Genomic DNA, 17,333 nt, shown 5'->3' on the forward strand with positions numbered 1-17,333 from the left:
AGCATCCAACCCTTCCCTGACATGCCTAGCCTAACTTATTACCTGACCGCTTCCGTCATCAAAATCAAAGGCCTGAAAAAGACCTTTTCCGGCTCCCCCATCGACTACGCCAAGCTGCGCAAAGATGATGTACACGCGCCCACAAAAAGCCACACGTTGGGGCAGGCGTTTTACACGGTAAAGGCGGGCTTGGCTACCCTGACGGAAATCAGGCCTGCCAGCGTCAGCCAACCCGAAGTAGCCATTCTGTATTGCCCCGGTGGCGCGTTCGTCTACGGCCCCACGGAAATCAACTGGCACGGCATTGCCCGACTGGCCAAGCAAACGCAGCTGACGGCTTACCTCGTTGACTACCCCAAAGCGCCCGAAAGCCAGATCGGGGCCCTCAACCGTAGCCTCGACGATGCCTACGCTTACTTGCTGACTCGGTACGCGGCCCGCAACATCATCCTCATTGGCGACTCGGTTGGCGGCACGCTGCTTATGCTGCTGGTGCAACGGCTGCGGCAACGCTGTGCCACTGAATTGCCGAACAGCCTCATCCTGGTGTCGCCAGTGGTTGATGCGAGTATGACCAACCCGGCCATTGCAGCCCTAGACCCGCAGGACATTATGCTCTCGATGGCCGGAGTGTTGTCGGCTAAGCAGATGTGCGCCGGGCCCTTGGCGCTGCGTAGCAAGGAAATATCGCCGCTTTACGGCATCTTTGAGGGCTTTATGCCCACGTATCTGTTCATCGCCGAGCGTGACATCATGCGACCCGACGAAGAACTATTGGCCCAGAAGCTAACCAGCGCAGGCGTGCCACTGCGCGTTGTACGGGGTAAGGGTATGCCGCATATCTGGCCTTTCCTGCCGGTGATGAGCGAGGCTCGGCAGGCCCTGAACAGCATCGGAAACATTATCGCAGAGCAGGCACGTACCACTGAAACATCATCTGTAGCTTTGATGTAGCTGCTGGCACGGCACACCCCAGCAGGGCTCATTAGCCTTGAAAGAACCCATTCATTGCCGCTATGCTTCACGACGATACAGTGCTGCTAAACAGCATTGTCCAAGACAAGCTGCCTTTCTCAAGTGGTGTAGAATGGTTTGACGGTCTGGATGAGGCAGGAAAACAAGCTGCCCTTTCACAACTTCATTTCTTCGTTTTACAAGCTCATCCCAGCAGCACGGAGATTGAGCAGGCCATTGCTCAAGCCCCAGTCAAACGTGGAGCAACGCCGCTGGTGTTGCTGCGTAGCTTTCCCCTGCGTGTCGCGATTGAGAAGATTGTAAACCTTACTGCCGGCGAATACCGCAATGCATTTGCGACCTTGTTAACGCTGTTTAAGTTGGCTGATACTCGTCGGCGCCGTACGGAGTGCCTCAATGGCTGTAGCCACGATTGGCACAACATTCCTTGCTAAGTCAGCATAAAGTTTCTCTTTCTCATTCAAACAGGTAGTCTGCTATGCACGACACGCTTGCAATCGATTCGATGGACATTCTTTACCGCGAAGCCGAGCTGGCCGATATTCCAGGTATGTCACGGGTGCGCATGGCCGTGAAGGAGAATGTGCTTTCCAATCCAGCTTTGGTTACTACGGCCGATTACATCACTTACCTCAGTGAGCGGGGCAAGGGGTGGGTAGCCATTGCGGCTGGTGAAACCGTTGTTGGCTTCGCCATTGCCGATCTGCAAGACCACAACATCTGGGCGCTGTTTGTGCAGCCGGAATATGCCGCGCAAGGCATCGGCAAACGGCTGCACCAGCTGATGCTCGACTGGTACTTCAGTCAAACCACTCACCCCATTTGGCTCAGCACCGAGCCAAGCACCCGCGCCGACGTATTTTACCGCCGACAAGGCTGGCTGGAAACAGGCCGCACCAGCAGCGGGGAAGTGCGGTTTGAACTGACGGCTGAGGCGTGGGCCCAGCTTTGCACCGCAGCCCATGGAAACCACCGCTTACCTGCGTAAGCTAGCAGCGGCCGGCCACCCCGATGCGCACTATCGCCTCGGGTACCGCCTAGCTTTCGGGCGAAAACGGCCGCGCCCTACCCGGTGGTCAGAGGCGCTGGAACACTGGCAAACCGCTGCCGCGCAGGGGCATGTAGAGGCGCTTTTTTACCTGGGGGTATGCTACGAGCACGGCCGTGGCGTTGCCATCGATTTAAACAAAGCATTGGACTACTTCCGCGCGGCGGCTGAGCAAGGGCACGACGTAGCGGCGTACAACCTAGGCTTCTGCTACTTGCATGGCGACGGCGTGCTGCAAGATGAAGAACAGGCCGTAAGCTGGTTTCACTACGCGGCCTGCGCCGGCAACCCTGAAGCGCAACGCGACCTGGGCTACTGTTATTTCTACGGCCACGGCGTGGAGCCCGACGCAGCTACGGCCGTGCAGTGGTACCGGAAAGCCGCCGCTGCCGACGACGCCAAGGCGCAGTGCAATCTGGGTCGATGCTACCTGGAAGGCACCGGCGTAACTGCCTCACCCCGATGGGCTAGGTTCTGGTTTCAAAAAGCGGCAGCACGCGGCAGTCGTCGGGCGAAGGCTGAGCTACGACGCCTAACCTAACTTGGCGTAGCCAGTTCCTAGTCTGACGAAGCCTTCTTTAGTTGCGCTGTTTATTTAAACGTTCAGCCTCAGCAACTTTGATTACCAAGCATATCCAAGAAGCTGCTTCTGAAGTTTATTAGTGTCAAGGCTTCGGTCAGGCGCTTAACTTGCGACCCTATGAACCGTGTCGTCCTCGCGTTTGCCACCGCACTGCTTGATCTATCTGCTTCGGCCCAAACCGTCCACTCTCCCACCCGCAAGCTCAGCTTCCGCTTCAGCATCAGCCCGGCGGGAGAGCCCACTTACCAGCTCAACTTCGGCCCAAAAACCGTACTCAAACCCAGCCGCCTCGCAGTGTTGCTGCAAGGCCAACCCGGCTTCAGTCAGGGCCTGACGGTAGTGCGGGTAGATTCGACGCAGACCGACGAAACGTGGACGCCGGTATGGGGCGAGGTCAAGCAGATCCGCAACCGCTACAAGGAGCTGCTCGTGACGCTGCAGCAGCCCGGCCAGGAGCAGCGGCAAATGCGGGTGCGCTTCCGCTTGTTCGACGACGGCCTGGGCTTCCGGTACGAGTTTCCGGAGCAGCCCAACCTGAAGTACTTCACGGTACAAGAAGAGCAGACGGAGTTCAACCTACCCGCCAACCATAAGGCCTTCTGGATTCCGGGCGACTACGACTCCAACGAGTACGTCTACAAAACCACCCGCCTGAGCGAGGTCAACAGCGCCGACATTCCGCCAATTCAGCTGAAATCGGCACCGCAGCGGGTGCAGACGCCGCTCATGCTGAAGTCCGACGACGGGCTGTACGTCAACATTCATGAAGCCGCCCTGGTGAATTATCCGGCCATGATGCTCGATGTAAATCAGCAGACGTACGGCCTTCGGTCTCACTTGGTGCCTTCGGCCACGGGCGCCCTAGCATACCTGCAGGCGCCGGAGCACACGCCGTGGCGCACCATCGTGGTGAGCGACAAAGCGCCCGAGGTGCTGGCCTCAAAGCTGATCCTGAATCTGAACGAGCCGAGCAAGATTCAGGACGTGAGTTGGATCAAGCCGCAGAAGTTTGTGGGCGTGTGGTGGGAAATGCACGTGAATAAGGCCTCCTGGAACTACGCCGACGTCTCGAACATCAAGCTCGCCAACACCGACTGGAAAGCCCTGAAGCCCAACGGCCGCCACGGCGCGAATACCCAGAATGTGAAACGCTACATCGACTTTGCAGCCCGGCACAGCATCCCGGGGGTGCTGGTGGAAGGTTGGAACGTGGGCTGGGAAGACTGGCACGGCAACTGGAAGGAAGAAGTCTTTGACTTTGTGACGCCTTACCCCGATTTCGGCGTGCAGGAGTTGCAGCAGTACGCCGCTAGCAAGGGCGTGAAGCTCATCATGCACCACGAAACCTCCGGCTCGGTCACCAACTACGAGCGCCGCCAGGACGAGGCCTTCCGCTTTATGAAGCAGCACGGCTACGACGCGGTAAAAACCGGCTACGTAGGCCGCATCATCCCACGCGGCGAGCACCACGACGGTCAGTGGATGGTAAACCATTACAACCGCACCGCCGAGCAAATGGCGCAGCTCCAGATCATGGTAGACATGCATGAGTCGGTGCGGCCCACTGGCCTGCACCGCACGTATCCCAACTGGCTGGCCTCGGAAGCCGCCCGCGGCAACGAGTTCAACGCTTGGAGCGAAGGCAACCCACCCGAACACGAAACCATTCTGCCCTTCACCCGCCTCATGGGCGGCCCCATGGATTACACGCCCGGCGTGTTCCAGATCAAGCTCGAAAGCTGGAACCCCGCCCAGAACAAAGGCCGCCAGGTGCACACTACGCTGGCCAAGCAGTTGGCCCTATACGTGACTCTTTATTCGCCCCTGCAGATGGCTGCCGACCTACCCGAGGCCTACGAGCAGCGCCTCGACGCCTTCCAGTTCATCAAGGACGTGCCCGTGGATTGGGACGATACGCGCATCCTGCAGGCCGAGCCCGGCGACTACGTCACCATCGCCCGACAGGCCAAGGGCCGCGACGAGTGGTACCTGGGCGCCATTACCGATGAGCAGGCCCGGCAGCAACAAGTGAAGCTGGATTTCCTCACGCCCGGCACACAATACGTGGCAGCTATTTATGCTGATGGCAAAAACGCCGATTGGGAAAAGAACCCCATGGCTTATCAGATCCAGCGCGTGTTGGTGGACAGACGATCGGTGCTGAAGCTGCAGCTGGCCCCAGGCGGTGGCACCGCCATCAGCTTCAAGCCGGCCACGGCCACGGAAGCCAGAAAGCTGAAGCGCCACAAATAGCCGCCTCAGCTTCTGCGAAGGCGCAATATCACCGCCGCGCTATGCGTTCAAAAGCAGCAAGTCACCCCGTGTGATTTGCTGCTTTTTACTTATCGGATTCCCACTATCCTTTCACCCTGCTTGCCCCACTACCTCGCCATACGCGTGTCCGCATTTATGGAATAACAGCCCGCTGCGCATCCCTTTCATACCATAAATCACGCACCTATGAAAGCCTACACCGCCCTATTTCTCGCAGCGTTATGCACTTCTACCTGCACCCCACGAGTTGCGCAGGTATCCCTTCCCGAACATGAGCCGCAGGCCACGGCCGGCACCGATTCGCAAAGTGAGTTCGGAGCTACTGACTCTGGCTTGATCTATTCCAGTACCACCATGCGGCAGTTGCGGCACATTGTGGACTCGCTCAACTACCGCTTTACCACCTGCGACCTACGCAAGCAGTACCTAGGCGTAGCGCAAGGGCGGGCCCACTACATCGTCCTCACCAAAGGCAACCTGAAGCAAGCCCAGCAGGACATGGCTGAAAACCTTACGGTGGAAGCTTTCCTGCGGAAATATCCGCAAGCAGAAGTACAGAAAGACCTGCTCGTAACGCGCAGCCGATACACATACCGGGAAAATAATGAGATTGTCGAGTTCAGCAGTTTACCCACCCAAGATGACAGCGGCCCGGAAATAGAATTCAGTAAAAGAACCAACGCCTACCCTCATCCGGTACAGAACCGGTGGGTCGTTCAGTTTCAGGAAAAAACCAGCTATTCTGAAGCTAGCCTGCGGGCTTTTTATTTCCCCGAGGAATTACGTCAGCCAGTACTTCCAGTAGCCTATGCCCGCCTGATTCAGTATTCCGACTGCATGGTAGATACCACAGCGCGCATCTTCACCGATAACGCCAAGCGTACCAGTTGGCGATACGCAACAAGCAAGAGCGGTCCTCTACCGGCTTTCCTTGACTACATCCACGCGCAAACGCGCCAGCCCAAAGAGGATACCAAAGACTATACAGCTTACCAATCAGCGCTGCAGAAATGGGAACAACAGCGCTTTACTATCCTCGACGAGCTGGCCAAGACCGACAACTTCCGGCAGCTTCTTTCTAAAGCAGTGGCCGAAGCTCAATTGAAGGGCGGCTCCGACGATGAATTTGAAGAATACGTCAGCCGCTACCACTCCCCCAAAACCGCCTTACAGCTCAAGCGCAACCGCATAGTAGTAGGTGGGTGCAGCCAGGACGACAGCCCCCGCCTGCATGCGCTGAGCATTGCCAAGCTGGCAGCCGAAAGCGTGAGCTGGGAAATCTTCCTCCGCGCCCACCTTGATATCATGAACGACCGGTTTGAGCGCGTTTCGGATGGCAGCTACGCCTGGGCCGGCCGCAAAACCTACCTCAAGGAATTGGAAGTACTCGACATCAACGTGCTGGACCTGCTACTCGGCATCAGCTTGCGGGTGCAGAATCCCAGCCAGAATCACTACTACGGCAACATTGGCCGGCTGGGCCGCGCCTTGGCCGAAACCTCAGCCCCAGCCCAGCTGGAAGCCCGCATGCGTAGCATGATGGCCGACAGTGAACTGGACGATTATAACCGCCTGCTTATTTTTTACTTGTTTCGCAGCTACGTAGCCAACCTCGCTGACAAAGCACAGCAGAGCCGGAGCCAACAACAGTTGCGCCAAGCGGTACAAACGCTACCTTCCCACCTGATGGCTCACGTTAAGATTGATTAGCGCAGCCACCTTTCTGGACTAGCCAAATGCCCGCGGCGCATAGCTTAAAGCCTGCTGCGACGAAGCACATTTAACGAAGAAGGCCGGACAAGTACTGTCCGGCCTTCTTCGTTTAAAGAGCAAGTAAGATGGTATTACTTCTTCTTGTTTACCTCTGCCAGCAACTGCTGATTCAGGCGGGTGTATTCCTCCTTGGTGTGCTCGTTCTTCTCGGATTTCACCAGCTCTAAAGACTTCTTGGCCGCCGTAACCGCCTCCTCTTTACGATTGGCTTTCTGCAGCATTTTGCCCTTCCAATAGTAGGCGTAGAAACTCGGCTGCTGCTTGATGGATTCATCCAGCCAAGCAATGGCTTGATTTATATCTTTATCAGTGCTGTAGTAGTACTGCGCGGCAGCGAAGTAAGGCTTTTTGTCGGTTTTCATGGCCTCCTGAATCTGGGCCATAATGCGCGCATCGGCGTCGGCTACAATGGGCACGCTCACCCGCATTTTGTCCCAGCGCAACGTCAGTTCGGCGGCGGCAGGCTCCAGGTTTTCCAGCCCGATAGAAAATGATTCCATGGCCGTGTTGGAAATGCGCGGCTTGGCTTTTACACGCAGCAAGTCCAGTTCAGGACGGTAATCGTAGGCCCCCCATTGGGAGGTATCCTTGTTCAGGATAATGGTCCATTCCTTAGGATCAGGGATGGTAAACAACGCATAAGTACCGGCGGGCACCACCTGGCCGCCAAACTTTACTTCTTCCCCGAATTTGATGCGCGTAGAGGAGTTGGCTCCGGTACGCCACACTTCACCGTAGGGCACCAGCTTGCCAAATACCTCTCGCCCTTTTTTGGAGGGGCGCGCATACACCAGATCGATGTACGACGTTGAGAAGTCATGGCGCATGCGCACAGTGGGGCTCATCGCCGGCAAACGAAGCTGCTGGGCCTGCGCTGGCAGGGCGAGCAACCCGCAACAGCCAACCGCCAAGCAAAGGGAAAGAAAGGATTTCATGCAGTGAGGAAGTGGTGAAATGGACGTATAAGCAACACCAGGATACTGATAGCCGTGCAGCTTTCGCCGCAGCGGCCCCGCTCATACGGGCAAACAGGGGCGCAATATGCAACTGCCATCAACGTCCTGCTTACAAGCAGTAGTATGTTAGCCGAAGTTGCAGCGTCCACTGCAGCCAAAATTGTGCCGTGGTACTGCGTAAGCCTTTTCCAGCCTGCATTTCGTTTTCCGTTGCCTATTGAGCCGGCTGCTACTTCATTTAGGGGGAACTAGCAGCAGCCTTTTTCACCTTATCAAACTACAACTCCGGTCTGTTGGCCTGCAGGTCTACCTCCAGCCTCAGCAACTGTATTTTTCAAGGAAACTGCATTTGATGTTCCGCTGCTGAAGCGTATTTTTGACCTGCCTCCCCGTCGGTTGTTGATGATTGATTTCTCAGGCGCTTCCTAACCCTTCCTCTATGCATTCCCTGCGGCAAAAACGCCTGTTCGTGCGCAACGAATTCGGTCTGACAGCTTCCGGCCTCCGAGTTAGCACCTATACTTGGAAGGAAGGTCGGGAACAGGTGCTTCCGTACGAAGAGTTGGGCATGAAGCGCGAATACCGCCTGCAACAAACCAACTGGCGTCTCTTAGTGGCTTTCCTGACCGTTTTTGCCTTGGGCGTGGGCCTGCTGGTAAGCGAGTGGACAGCCGAAGGTGAAAATACCGATCTGCTATTCTGGCTTACGGCAATTTTCATCGGGTGCTCTTGCGCGCTGATCTCAGCTTTTTACACCCGAAAGCACTCATTGGTACTCACTGGCGGCCACTACTCCCTGGAGCTGCGCCTCGACCGCAGCAGCCGACAGCAGGTAGAAGCATTTGCCAATGCGCTGCAGGACCGCGTGCGCCAGCGCCATTTGCACAATTTCTTCGCCGAAGAAACCCTCTACACGGCTGATTACCGCCTCAACCGCCTGCGCTGGCTGCGCCAGATCGGGGCCGTTTCGGATACGCAATTCCAACGCATGGTGCGCCGCGCTGAAAAACTGGGCGTACCCAGAAAGCGCGTAAAAGCCGCCGCCGTAGGCTTTGATTTTTCCCTGAACTAGCAGCGGTCGGCCTACTGCCCTATAGCCTGACCAAATACCAAGCCCGGGCAACTAAGTTGCCCGGGCTTGGTATTTGGTCAGTTCCTGCTCCTGCACTTGCCACAGCGGAAGCAACACCACGCCGATTGAACATAGCTACAGGCAAGTATAAAAATCTGGGAGGTACTTGGTACACCGTATCGGTTTATGTTCGTACTTCGCGGCGCAAATGCCCCGTAGAGTTAAGGAGTGCTTGCAGACAAGAATCAATGTTCGACTTCACTTTCTCCTTTGAGCAGCGCGCTTTTGCTACCCGCGGCCGCCAGGCTGAGGTAGCGGTGTGTGCCGTGAGCAAGAAGGGTAAGTGCACGAAACGGGTAAAACATACCCGCAGCTGACCGTCGCCTTACTTCTTCGTCTTTACTGATACGAACCTTCAAGCGCCGGTCTCCCAACCGGCGCTTTTTTCTTGCGTTTTACCCAGCAGCAGGTCCCGCGCCCGTTGCGCCTTTGTCTTCTTCTTTCTCAGTTAACATGAAAGTTCTCAAGTTCGGCGGCACGTCCGTCGGTTCGGCCGAGCGCATGCGTGCCGTAGCCGAGCTTATTCGGGCCGAGGAGCCGCGCATCGTGGTGCTCTCGGCCATGTCGGGTACCACTAATGCCTTGGTGGCCATTGCCCGGCTGCTCTTCGAAGGCGAAATCACGGCGGCTACGGCCCAAACCGAGATTTTGCGCCAGCAATACCACATCGTGGCCAAGGAGCTATTGCCCGCCCCTGTGGTACCGGAAGCCCTTAAGCAACTCGACGAAAACTTCAAGAGCATCTTTAACCTGACACGGAATCCCCTTTCGCCCTCGGGCGAAAAACTGATTCTGGCGCAAGGCGAACTGCTAAGCACCCAGCTTTTTCACCTCTACCTCACCCGCGTACTGGGCGAGGAAGCAGTGCTGCTGCCGGCGCTGGAATTTATGCGTCTGGACAAGAATGAGGAACCCGATGCCGCTTACATCCGCGAGCATTTGGCCTCACAACTAGCCGCCCACGCCGGCCAGCGCTTGTTTATCACGCAGGGCTACATCTGCCGCAATGCCGAAGGCATTATCGACAACCTCAAGCGCGGCGGCTCAGATTACTCGGCGTCGCTGATCGGGGCCGCGGCCAGCGCCGAGGAAATTCAGATCTGGACCGACATCGACGGGCTGCACAACAACGACCCGCGCGTGGTGGAGGACACTTACCCCATTCGGGAGCTGTCGTTTGATGAGGCGGCTGAGTTGGCTTATTTCGGAGCCAAAATTCTACACCCCAGCTCGGTGCTGCCAGCGCGGGAGCATGGCATTCCGGTTCGCTTGCTAAACACTATGCAGCCGCACGCCCCGGGTACGCTCATTTCGTCACGCACCGGCTCGGAGGCTATCAAAGCCGTGGCTGCCAAGGACGGCCTCACGGCCATTCGCATCAAATCCAGCCGCATGCTGCTGGCTTTTGGTTTCCTGCGCAGCATTTTCGACGTGTTTGAGCGGTACCGTACGCCCATTGACATGGTGACGACCTCCGAAGTGGCCGTCTCGCTGACCATCGACGACAGCAGCAACCTGCCGGCCATTTTGGAGGAGCTGCGCCGCTTCGGGGTGGTCGAAGTCGATACCGACCTGACGATTGTGTGCCTGGTAGGCAACCTGGTGCAGGAGCACCACGGCGCGGCCGGGCAGGTATTTGATACGCTGCGCGATGTACCGCTGCGCATGATCAGCTACGGCGGCTCGCCCAACAACATCAGCATTCTGATCAATACGGCCGACAAAGCCCGCGCCCTGCACGCGCTCAACGACGGCCTGTTCCGGCGTCAGCCGCAGCCTAAGGCGGCTGCTCCAGAGCCAGCCGGAAACTAAGGCAGTGCCCTTCCGGGTTTTGGTTTTTCTTATTTGTCGCTTTATACATTTTTGCTTCCTGCCGTATCAGCCACCGTCATAGGAGGTGGCTGATACGACGCCTCCCGCTCCGGGAAGAAAAGGAAGTGAGGCCCCATCTACTATGCCTCTACAACTCCCGCCGGACCTCGCCGACCGGCCTACGCCCTTTTACTTGTACGACCTGCATTTGCTGCGCCAGACGCTGCAAGCCGCTCGCCAGGCCGCTCAGGCCCGCGATATTCAGGTTCACTACGCCCTGAAAGCCAACACCAACGACCCAGTGCTGCAGCTCATTCGGGAGCACGGATTCGGGGCCGATTGCGTGAGCGGCAACGAGGTACAGCGCGCCCTGGATGCCGGTTTCGCGCCCGACCACGTGGTATTTGCCGGCGTGGGTAAATCGGACGCAGAAATCAACCGCGCGCTAGCCGCTGACATTTGGTGCTTTAACGTGGAATCGGGGCCAGAGCTGCTGGTGCTAAACGAGCTGGCCGGTGCCCAAGGCCGCCGCGCCCGGGTGGCGCTGCGTCTGAACCCCAACGTGGATGCGCGCACCCATCACTACATCACCACCGGGCTGGAAGCCAACAAATTCGGCATCAGCATGGGCGAACTGGCGCAGGTGGTAGATATGCTGCCTTCGTTGCCGCACGTGGAGCTGGTGGGTCTGCACGTGCACATCGGCTCCCAGATTACCGACATTTCGGTGTTTGAAACGCTATGTCACCGCGTAAACGAACTGCAGCAGTGGTTTGAGCACCGCGGTATCGAGCTACCGCACCTGAACGTAGGTGGTGGTTTGGGCGTGAATTATACCCAGCCCGACGAGCAACTGATTCCAGACTTTGAGGCCTACTTCAGCACGTTCGAGCAGTACCTGCGCCGCCGACCGGGGCAGCAGGTGCACGTGGAACTGGGCCGGGCGCTGGTGGCGCAGTGCGGTACGCTGGTGAGCCGGGTACTGTACGTAAAGGAAAGCCAGCAGACGCGCTTTGCCATTTTGGATGCGGGCATGACGGAGCTGATCCGCCCGGCATTGTACCAGAGCTACCACCGCATCGAGAACCTCAGCAGCCAGGGTGCCGAACAGGTTTACGACGTGGTAGGCCCGATCTGCGAATCGTCGGACACCTTCGGCCGCAAAGTGACCTTGCCCGAAACCCGCCGCGGCGACGTGGTGGTGCTACGCACAGCCGGCGCTTATGGCGAGGTTATGTCATCGAATTACAACCTGCGCGATAAGGCCGCGGCGGTCTACGTGTAAGAACAAAGCTTTCCTTGGCATGCCGCTGACATATGTAAAGCACGCCAATCAGGTAGTTAGTTTAAATGAGGCGTGGTGCTTCATTTGGCGCATGCCAGATGAAGCACCACGTTCTTTTTTGCCGGCCTGCCCCTATTCAGCTACCTAATGCGCTGCTATTTGCCGTAGTAAATCGTCCAAGAACCTATATGCTCGTGGAGCGGCAGCTGCTCAATCAGCCACCGCCGCTCAGCGGGCAGTTCGCCTTGCACCAGTAGTACCGGCCGCTGGCGCAGCCACGCCCGCATGGTAGTGTCACTTGGGCTGGGCAGGTCGACGTAGGTTTGGCGCCATTTATCGTCGCGCTCAAACTGCGTTTCGCGGTCGAGGGTGTGGTTGCCATCGTACACCGACACGGGAATACGACCCAGGTCGAAAGCCAGGGAAGCCAGCAAGCGGTTGTAAACCAGTAGGGGGCGGTCGGTGAGGCGTAGCTCCCGCAGGCGCTGAGCTACCGGGCGGCTGCCGTTGGCCTGCACTTCGATTTCGCCCAGCAAGGGCTTAGCGGCAACCAGCAGCGCGGCCGTAAACACCACCGCCATAACCAGCAGCCGCGGTGCAATGCGCACTTCGTCCCAAAGAATGTGAGTGAGCAGCAGTACCACCACGCCCGCCGCCGGCCAGATGGCCGTGATAGGCCGGATGGTCAGGCCGAAATCGGGGCCGAAGATGGGCAGCAGGCACAGGGCCCCCAGCAGGATGCCGAATAGCGCCACTAAGCCTACATACCAGCGAAACAGCACCGCATCGGTGCGGCGCCCAAACAGCTCCACGGTGAGTAGAGCTACGCCCGGGAAGATGGGCAGCACATACAGGAGCAGCTTGGATTTCGAGAGCGAAAAAAACAGCAGCGGCACCAGCACCCACCACAGCAGCACCATTTGCCAACGCCGGCCCAGGCCGCGCCAGCCCGTGCGCCCCAGCTCCGTCAGGAACACCACCGACCACGGCAAGGCCCCGACCGGGGCTAGTATTAAATAGAACCACCACGGCTTGGCGCGGTAGAAGGCCGAAGCATTGGCAAACCGCTTTACGGTATGATCAAACAGGAAATAGCGGAAGAAAGCCGGGTCGTCGAGAGCCAGCATCAGGTACCAGCTCACCCCTACCGCCACGAACAATAACGCGCCCAGTACGTGGTGCGCCGTCCACGGCCGGCGCGGCGCACCCTTAGTCAGGTGCAGTCCGACGACAACCATCAGGGGTAGTATCGCTGCCACCGGTCCTTTGGTGAGAAAGCCCAGCCCCAGCGCCACCCAGCCCATGTACAGCCACTTGGTAGCTGGTTCAGCCCGAGGAGTGTAGTGGTAGCGCACAAAAGCGTAGGCCGACAGCAACTCCAGCATGGCCAGAAAAGCATCGGTGGTCACATTCAGGGCCGACATCATCACTACGGGCAGCGTGCCATACACTACGGCCGTGGCAATGGCCCGGCGCGCATCACCATCGAACAGAATCCGGGCCAGTTGGTACATCAGCGCTATTTGCACGAGCACAGCCAGCACGGGCAGTACGCGCACTGCGCCAGCGCTTACCCCAAATACACTGATGCTTAGCGCCGTAAGCCAGTAAGTCAGCGGCGGCTTGTGGAAGTGCTGAATGCCCAGCAACCGCGGACGCAGCCAGTCGCCACTGATCAGCATTTCGCGGCTGATTTCGGCGTAGCGGGCTTCGCTGCTTTCGAGTACACCCCAAGCATTGATGTTGATGAAGAAGGCTCCGCCAAGGGCCAGCAGCAATAGCCATAGCCAAAAGCGGGAAGTCATCGGAACTGCGGGCATAGGCAGACAGAACGAGCGAGCAGGCAAAAGTATAACTAAACCGTAGCCGGTTTCTACCCCAATGCAGCAGTCCTAGTACTGAGCGCCCCCATTATAACCTTCGCACGGAGCACCGAATAGAACTGGATCGGCCGCCATTTTAACCTTTGTCACCACGCCCGGTTTAAATCAAACCATTGTCTACCAATTCACTGCTTTGTGTATGCGTATCCTGCTCACCGGCGCCAATGGCTACATCGGCCAACGCCTGTTGCCGCTGCTGGTGGAAGCCGGCCACAACGTGACTTGCCTGGTGCGCGACCCGCGCCGCTTCGAGCTGCCTATGCCGCTGGAGGAGCGTGTGCAAGTGGTGCGCGCCGACCTACGTCAGCCCGACACGCTGCGCCAGTTGCCCACCGAATTTGATGCGGCTTATTACCTGGTGCACTCCATGAGCACCAACGGCCGCGACTTCCACCGGGCCGAGCAGCAGTCGGCGTCCAACTTCACCCGCTACCTCGATGGCACCAGCATTCGGCAGGTGATTTACCTGTCGGGCATCGTCAATGATCGGAACCTCTCGCCACACCTTCGCTCACGGCAGGGTGTGGAACGGGAGCTGCGCAAGGCCGCACAGGCCCGGCTCACGGTGCTGCGTGCCAGCATTATTATCGGCTCGGGCTCGGCGTCGTTTGAAATCATCCGAGACCTGGTGGAGAAGCTCCCCGTGATGGTAGGCCCGCGCTGGCTGAACTCGCGCTGCCAGCCCATTGGGGTGCGCGACGTGATGCACTACCTCACGGCGGTACTCGGCAACGTGGCTTGTCTGGGTCAGACCTTCGACATCGGCGGGCCCGATGTGCTGACATATAAGGAAATGCTGACGGGTTTTGCGCGGAAGCGGGGCTTCAGGCGCCCTATTCTGACGGTGCCGGTGCTCACGCCGCGGTTATCGTCGTGGTGGCTGTTTCTGGTCACGCGCACCTCGTTTTCATTGGCCCGTACCCTGGTGGATTCGCTGCGCAACGATACCGTGGCCGACTCGCGGCGGAGCATCCGGCGGGTGCTACCCCACCAATGCATGACCTACGCCGAAGCGCTGGAGCTGGCTTTTCAGCGTATCGAGCAAAACGAAGTTATCAGCAGTTGGAGCGATGCGGTGAGCAGCGGCGTAGCCGATAAAAACTACATGGATTACGTGCGGATTCCGCAGCACGGCATGTTCTTCGATCAGCAGACGCTCCGCTTCACCCGCCCGCCTGGGGAAGTGCTCGACAACGTGTGGCGCATCGGGGGCAAAAACGGCTGGTACAAAACCGACTGGCTCTGGCGCGTGCGCGGCCTGCTTGATAAGCTGGTGGGCGGCGTGGGCCTGCGCCGCGGCCGCCGCTCCCCCACTCAGCTCCGCCCCGGCGACCCGCTGGATTTCTGGCGCGTACTGGTAGCCGACCGCCCCAGCCGCCGCCTGCTGCTCTACGCCGAAATGAAATTACCCGGCGAAGCCTGGCTGCAGTTTCGCATCCTCGATAACCACGACGACTCGCATACACTAGAACAGTTGGCGGCCTTTCGCCCGTACGGGCTGGCCGGCCGCTTGTACTGGTACGCGCTGGTGCCTTTCCACTTCGTCATTTTCAAAGGCATGATTGAAAACATCGTGCATTACGGGGACTCTCCTGCCGTCCGATCTGCGCCAGCCCCCTTAACTACTTAGAAGTACACGCCGCGCCGCTTGGCTGCGTATGTTTGGCACGTGAAACACCTGCTGCTTGCCACTGCTTTGAGTTGCCTTGCTGCTCCGCCGCTGAAGGCCCAAACTTCCACGCCGCCTGGCCGGCAAGTAACCAACAACTGGTTGGTGGGTACCGAAGCACTGTTCGGTAAGCAACCCAACCTCGCCTTCGGGAACCCCGGCTACAAGGCTGTTGGGCTGCACGTGGCACACCGCAACCATTGGCAAGAGTCTGATGCCGATTACAGCACCACCTTTACCGTAGGCCTGCGCGGCGGTGTTGGTAGTCTCGAAGGTGATTTTCGGTATCCTATTTTGGGCAATACACGCTTGTGGGGCTTCAACCCCTACGCTGCTGCCGATGGCCGCTATTTCGGGGGTTCGTTTGGGGTTTGGGTGGGCAAGCTGGGGTATTTCCGCGAGCTGCAGGCCGTACGCTTTGTGCCGCAGGTAAGCGTGCGCGGCGGCCGCCTCGACAGCTGGCACGCCCAACTCGATTACGCTCACAATCTCACCGGCCTGGGCAACCCTTCGGCGCGCCTGGATGTGGGTCGCGGCTTTGGCTCCGAAGGGCAGTTTCGGTTATTGGTAGGCGCGGCTTTCCCCACATCGTCCTTCGACAGCGAAGCAATGCAGGTATTCGGGCAAGCACATCTGGCGCTGGGCACAGCCTGGAGCATCAGCGCATATTACCAGCCACCGTTCCGGGCCGATCAATCGCCCACGCAGGGCACATTGCAACTTGCCCGCAGCTTCTAAGCCTACAGTCTGCGCACCAGCCACATAATGGCGCTGAGCAGCAGGCTCAGCAGCAGCATGGATACAAGGGGCGCGTAGAAGCGGAAATTGGGCCGCTCGATGCGGATGTCACCGGGCAGGCGGCCAAACCAGCTGAACATGCTGCCGCCGCCCAGCCAGATGATGGCGCCGAGTACTACGATGCCTAGGCCGACGAGTACAAGAAGTTTACCGAGTTGGGGAGGCATTGGTGGGCTGGGGGTTGACGGGCTGCCAGGCTTGCGTACGCTGAAGTTCTTCTAGACAGTGATACAGAAAGAACAAGCCAGGTCGACCTACGCCATCCGGATCATAAATCGTTTTCGTGCGGCCACCATCAAATGTTACGGTCAGCTCTACGAAAGGTCGATGATTCAGGCCCGATTTACGGTAGCCACTACGACGCTGACTGAAGCGTACGTAGTTCAACAGATCATTTACTGCTGCGTGACTGGCCGTATCCAGTTGTGTTTCCAACACTTGATTGGTCGTACGAGGTGGCGTGTCGTAGGTGGTGTTTTCCATCGACAATGTGGCCTTGCCATCGGGCAAAATGAGTATGTCTAGTTTGCTTGCGGCTTTATAAGCGACAACGGAATGGTAACGGACGGTATCAATGCGGTGCCGCAACGGGTGTGGCTCGTAGGGAATAAACCCACCGTATCGGTAGGCTAGCAACTGCTTCCGTAGCTGCCGGGGTTTGCCATTCGGGCCCAAGCGCCGTGCAAAATCAACGTATAGCAACAACGGCTTGCCTTTGCGGTAGACCACTCGGGCATTGGGCAGCCGATGATACCCTGAATCGTAAAAGTTACGCACTACCCGGAACCGGTTATTACCCGAATCCAGCACACAAAATACCAATGGAATATTCTTACGGCGGGCCAGCACTAGCAGGTCAGGGTAGCCATTGCCGTCGAAATCGGCTTTGAACCAGGTTTGGCTACTGTGCACGGCGAAGCGGGTGTCTTGATGGGCCCGATAAGCACTTGTCGCTGAATCACCGAGCACGGCTGCGGCATACTCCCAGCCTAGGGGCTTAATCAGTTCCAGAACTTCGGCCTCAGTTTGAATGGCAGCTATTCGGCTAGGTTCACGTGCTGGTTGGTCTTGTGCTAATAGCTGCAGATTTGGCAAGAAGATCCATGCGCTTAACAACACAAAGCCGGCAAGCAAGCGTAGCTTTC

At 58.1% G+C, this 17,333-nt stretch carries 15 protein-coding genes; 11 read left to right on the forward strand and 4 right to left on the reverse strand.

Features of this window, described 5'->3' with window-relative positions; translation table 11 throughout:
* Window positions 1-21: 21 nt before the first annotated feature.
* The 6 genes from AC5FXY_RS12340 (at window position 22) to AC5FXY_RS12365 (ending at window position 6,590) form a co-directional block, all read left to right on the forward strand.
* The gene (locus AC5FXY_RS12340) at window positions 22-954 is read left to right on the forward strand and encodes an alpha/beta hydrolase (RefSeq protein WP_493556982.1); all 933 of its coding nucleotides are present in this window, start codon (window positions 22-24) and stop codon (window positions 952-954) included.
* A 62-nt stretch (window positions 955-1,016) separates the two neighbouring features.
* Entirely contained in the window at window positions 1,017-1,409 is a 393-nt protein-coding gene (locus AC5FXY_RS12345; RefSeq protein ID WP_493556983.1) for a DUF5958 family protein, read from the forward strand.
* Between the two features lie 44 nt (window positions 1,410-1,453).
* Window positions 1,454-1,963 (forward strand): GNAT family N-acetyltransferase, encoded by a 510-nt coding sequence (locus AC5FXY_RS12350; RefSeq protein WP_493556984.1) that lies wholly within the window; start codon window positions 1,454-1,456, stop codon window positions 1,961-1,963.
* A complete protein-coding gene (locus AC5FXY_RS12355) occupies window positions 1,938-2,564 on the forward strand; it encodes a tetratricopeptide repeat protein (RefSeq protein ID WP_493556985.1) in 627 nt (208 codons plus the stop codon). Before AC5FXY_RS12350 ends, AC5FXY_RS12355 begins: the two co-directional genes overlap by 26 nt.
* 159 nt (window positions 2,565-2,723) lie before the next feature.
* Window positions 2,724-4,859 (forward strand): glycoside hydrolase family 97 protein, encoded by a 2,136-nt coding sequence (locus AC5FXY_RS12360; RefSeq protein WP_493556986.1) that lies wholly within the window; start codon window positions 2,724-2,726, stop codon window positions 4,857-4,859.
* A 207-nt stretch (window positions 4,860-5,066) separates the two neighbouring features.
* Window positions 5,067-6,590, forward strand: coding sequence for a hypothetical protein (locus tag AC5FXY_RS12365; protein WP_493556987.1), 1,524 nt, complete (start codon window positions 5,067-5,069; stop codon window positions 6,588-6,590).
* Window positions 6,591-6,724: 134 nt separating this feature from the next.
* On the opposite strand, the gene AC5FXY_RS12370 is transcribed toward AC5FXY_RS12365, so the two are convergent.
* Window positions 6,725-7,588: a DUF2911 domain-containing protein gene (locus AC5FXY_RS12370; RefSeq protein WP_493556988.1), complete on the reverse strand. Its 864-nt coding sequence runs from the start codon at window positions 7,586-7,588 to the stop codon at window positions 6,725-6,727.
* A 460-nt stretch (window positions 7,589-8,048) separates the two neighbouring features.
* Here AC5FXY_RS12370 and AC5FXY_RS12375 point away from each other — a divergent pair, with 460 nt between their 5' ends.
* The 3 genes from AC5FXY_RS12375 (at window position 8,049) to lysA (ending at window position 11,838) form a co-directional block, all read left to right on the forward strand.
* Window positions 8,049-8,681, forward strand: coding sequence for a hypothetical protein (locus AC5FXY_RS12375; RefSeq protein WP_493556989.1), 633 nt, complete (start codon window positions 8,049-8,051; stop codon window positions 8,679-8,681).
* Window positions 8,682-9,194: 513 nt separating this feature from the next.
* Window positions 9,195-10,553, forward strand: a complete 1,359-nt coding sequence (locus AC5FXY_RS12380) for an aspartate kinase (protein ID WP_493556990.1) — start codon at window positions 9,195-9,197, stop codon at window positions 10,551-10,553.
* Between the two features lie 142 nt (window positions 10,554-10,695).
* Complete coding sequence (lysA, locus tag AC5FXY_RS12385; RefSeq protein WP_493556991.1) at window positions 10,696-11,838, forward strand: diaminopimelate decarboxylase; 1,143 nt, start codon at window positions 10,696-10,698, stop codon at window positions 11,836-11,838.
* 155 nt (window positions 11,839-11,993) lie between these two features.
* Here lysA and AC5FXY_RS12390 read toward each other — a convergent pair whose 3' ends face one another.
* Window positions 11,994-13,643, reverse strand: coding sequence for an ArnT family glycosyltransferase (locus AC5FXY_RS12390; RefSeq protein WP_493556992.1), 1,650 nt, complete (start codon window positions 13,641-13,643; stop codon window positions 11,994-11,996).
* Between the two features lie 217 nt (window positions 13,644-13,860).
* On the opposite strand from AC5FXY_RS12390, the gene AC5FXY_RS12395 reads away from it, so the two are divergent.
* Window positions 13,861-15,351: an SDR family oxidoreductase gene (locus tag AC5FXY_RS12395; protein ID WP_493556993.1), complete on the forward strand. Its 1,491-nt coding sequence runs from the start codon at window positions 13,861-13,863 to the stop codon at window positions 15,349-15,351.
* 39 nt (window positions 15,352-15,390) lie between these two features.
* The gene (locus tag AC5FXY_RS12400) at window positions 15,391-16,128 is read left to right on the forward strand and encodes a hypothetical protein (protein ID WP_493556994.1); all 738 of its coding nucleotides are present in this window, start codon (window positions 15,391-15,393) and stop codon (window positions 16,126-16,128) included.
* Window positions 16,129-16,130: 2 nt separating this feature from the next.
* Here AC5FXY_RS12400 and AC5FXY_RS12405 read toward each other — a convergent pair whose 3' ends face one another.
* Window positions 16,131-16,355: a DUF2905 domain-containing protein gene (locus AC5FXY_RS12405; RefSeq protein ID WP_493556995.1), complete on the reverse strand. Its 225-nt coding sequence runs from the start codon at window positions 16,353-16,355 to the stop codon at window positions 16,131-16,133.
* On the reverse strand, window positions 16,336-17,322 hold the full coding sequence (locus AC5FXY_RS12410) for a hypothetical protein (protein ID WP_493556996.1): 987 nt from the start codon (window positions 17,320-17,322) through the stop codon (window positions 16,336-16,338). Before AC5FXY_RS12410 ends, AC5FXY_RS12405 begins: the two co-directional genes overlap by 20 nt.
* Window positions 17,323-17,333 lie beyond the last annotated feature (11 nt).

This window comes from Hymenobacter sp. FMD4 (genome assembly GCF_058932745.1).

Excerpts from the sequence above, each read along its gene's own strand:
- AC5FXY_RS12390 (WP_493556992.1), bottom strand. The coding sequence starts at position 13,643 with ATGACTTCCCGCTTTTGGCTATGGCTATTGCTGCTGGCCCTTGGCGGA.
- AC5FXY_RS12340 (WP_493556982.1), top strand. The coding sequence starts at position 22 with ATGCCTAGCCTAACTTATTACCTGACCGCTTCCGTCATCAAAATCAAA.
- AC5FXY_RS12365 (WP_493556987.1), top strand. The coding sequence starts at position 5,067 with ATGAAAGCCTACACCGCCCTATTTCTCGCAGCGTTATGCACTTCTACC.
- AC5FXY_RS12395 (WP_493556993.1), top strand. The coding sequence starts at position 13,861 with ATGCGTATCCTGCTCACCGGCGCCAATGGCTACATCGGCCAACGCCTG.
- AC5FXY_RS12350 (WP_493556984.1), top strand. The coding sequence starts at position 1,454 with ATGCACGACACGCTTGCAATCGATTCGATGGACATTCTTTACCGCGAA.
- AC5FXY_RS12405 (WP_493556995.1), bottom strand. The coding sequence starts at position 16,355 with ATGCCTCCCCAACTCGGTAAACTTCTTGTACTCGTCGGCCTAGGCATC.
- AC5FXY_RS12370 (WP_493556988.1), bottom strand. The coding sequence starts at position 7,588 with ATGAAATCCTTTCTTTCCCTTTGCTTGGCGGTTGGCTGTTGCGGGTTG.
- AC5FXY_RS12375 (WP_493556989.1), top strand. The coding sequence starts at position 8,049 with ATGCATTCCCTGCGGCAAAAACGCCTGTTCGTGCGCAACGAATTCGGT.
- lysA (WP_493556991.1), top strand. The coding sequence starts at position 10,696 with ATGCCTCTACAACTCCCGCCGGACCTCGCCGACCGGCCTACGCCCTTT.
- AC5FXY_RS12360 (WP_493556986.1), top strand. The coding sequence starts at position 2,724 with ATGAACCGTGTCGTCCTCGCGTTTGCCACCGCACTGCTTGATCTATCT.
- AC5FXY_RS12345 (WP_493556983.1), top strand. The coding sequence starts at position 1,017 with ATGCTTCACGACGATACAGTGCTGCTAAACAGCATTGTCCAAGACAAG.
- AC5FXY_RS12355 (WP_493556985.1), top strand. The coding sequence starts at position 1,938 with ATGGAAACCACCGCTTACCTGCGTAAGCTAGCAGCGGCCGGCCACCCC.
- AC5FXY_RS12380 (WP_493556990.1), top strand. The coding sequence starts at position 9,195 with ATGAAAGTTCTCAAGTTCGGCGGCACGTCCGTCGGTTCGGCCGAGCGC.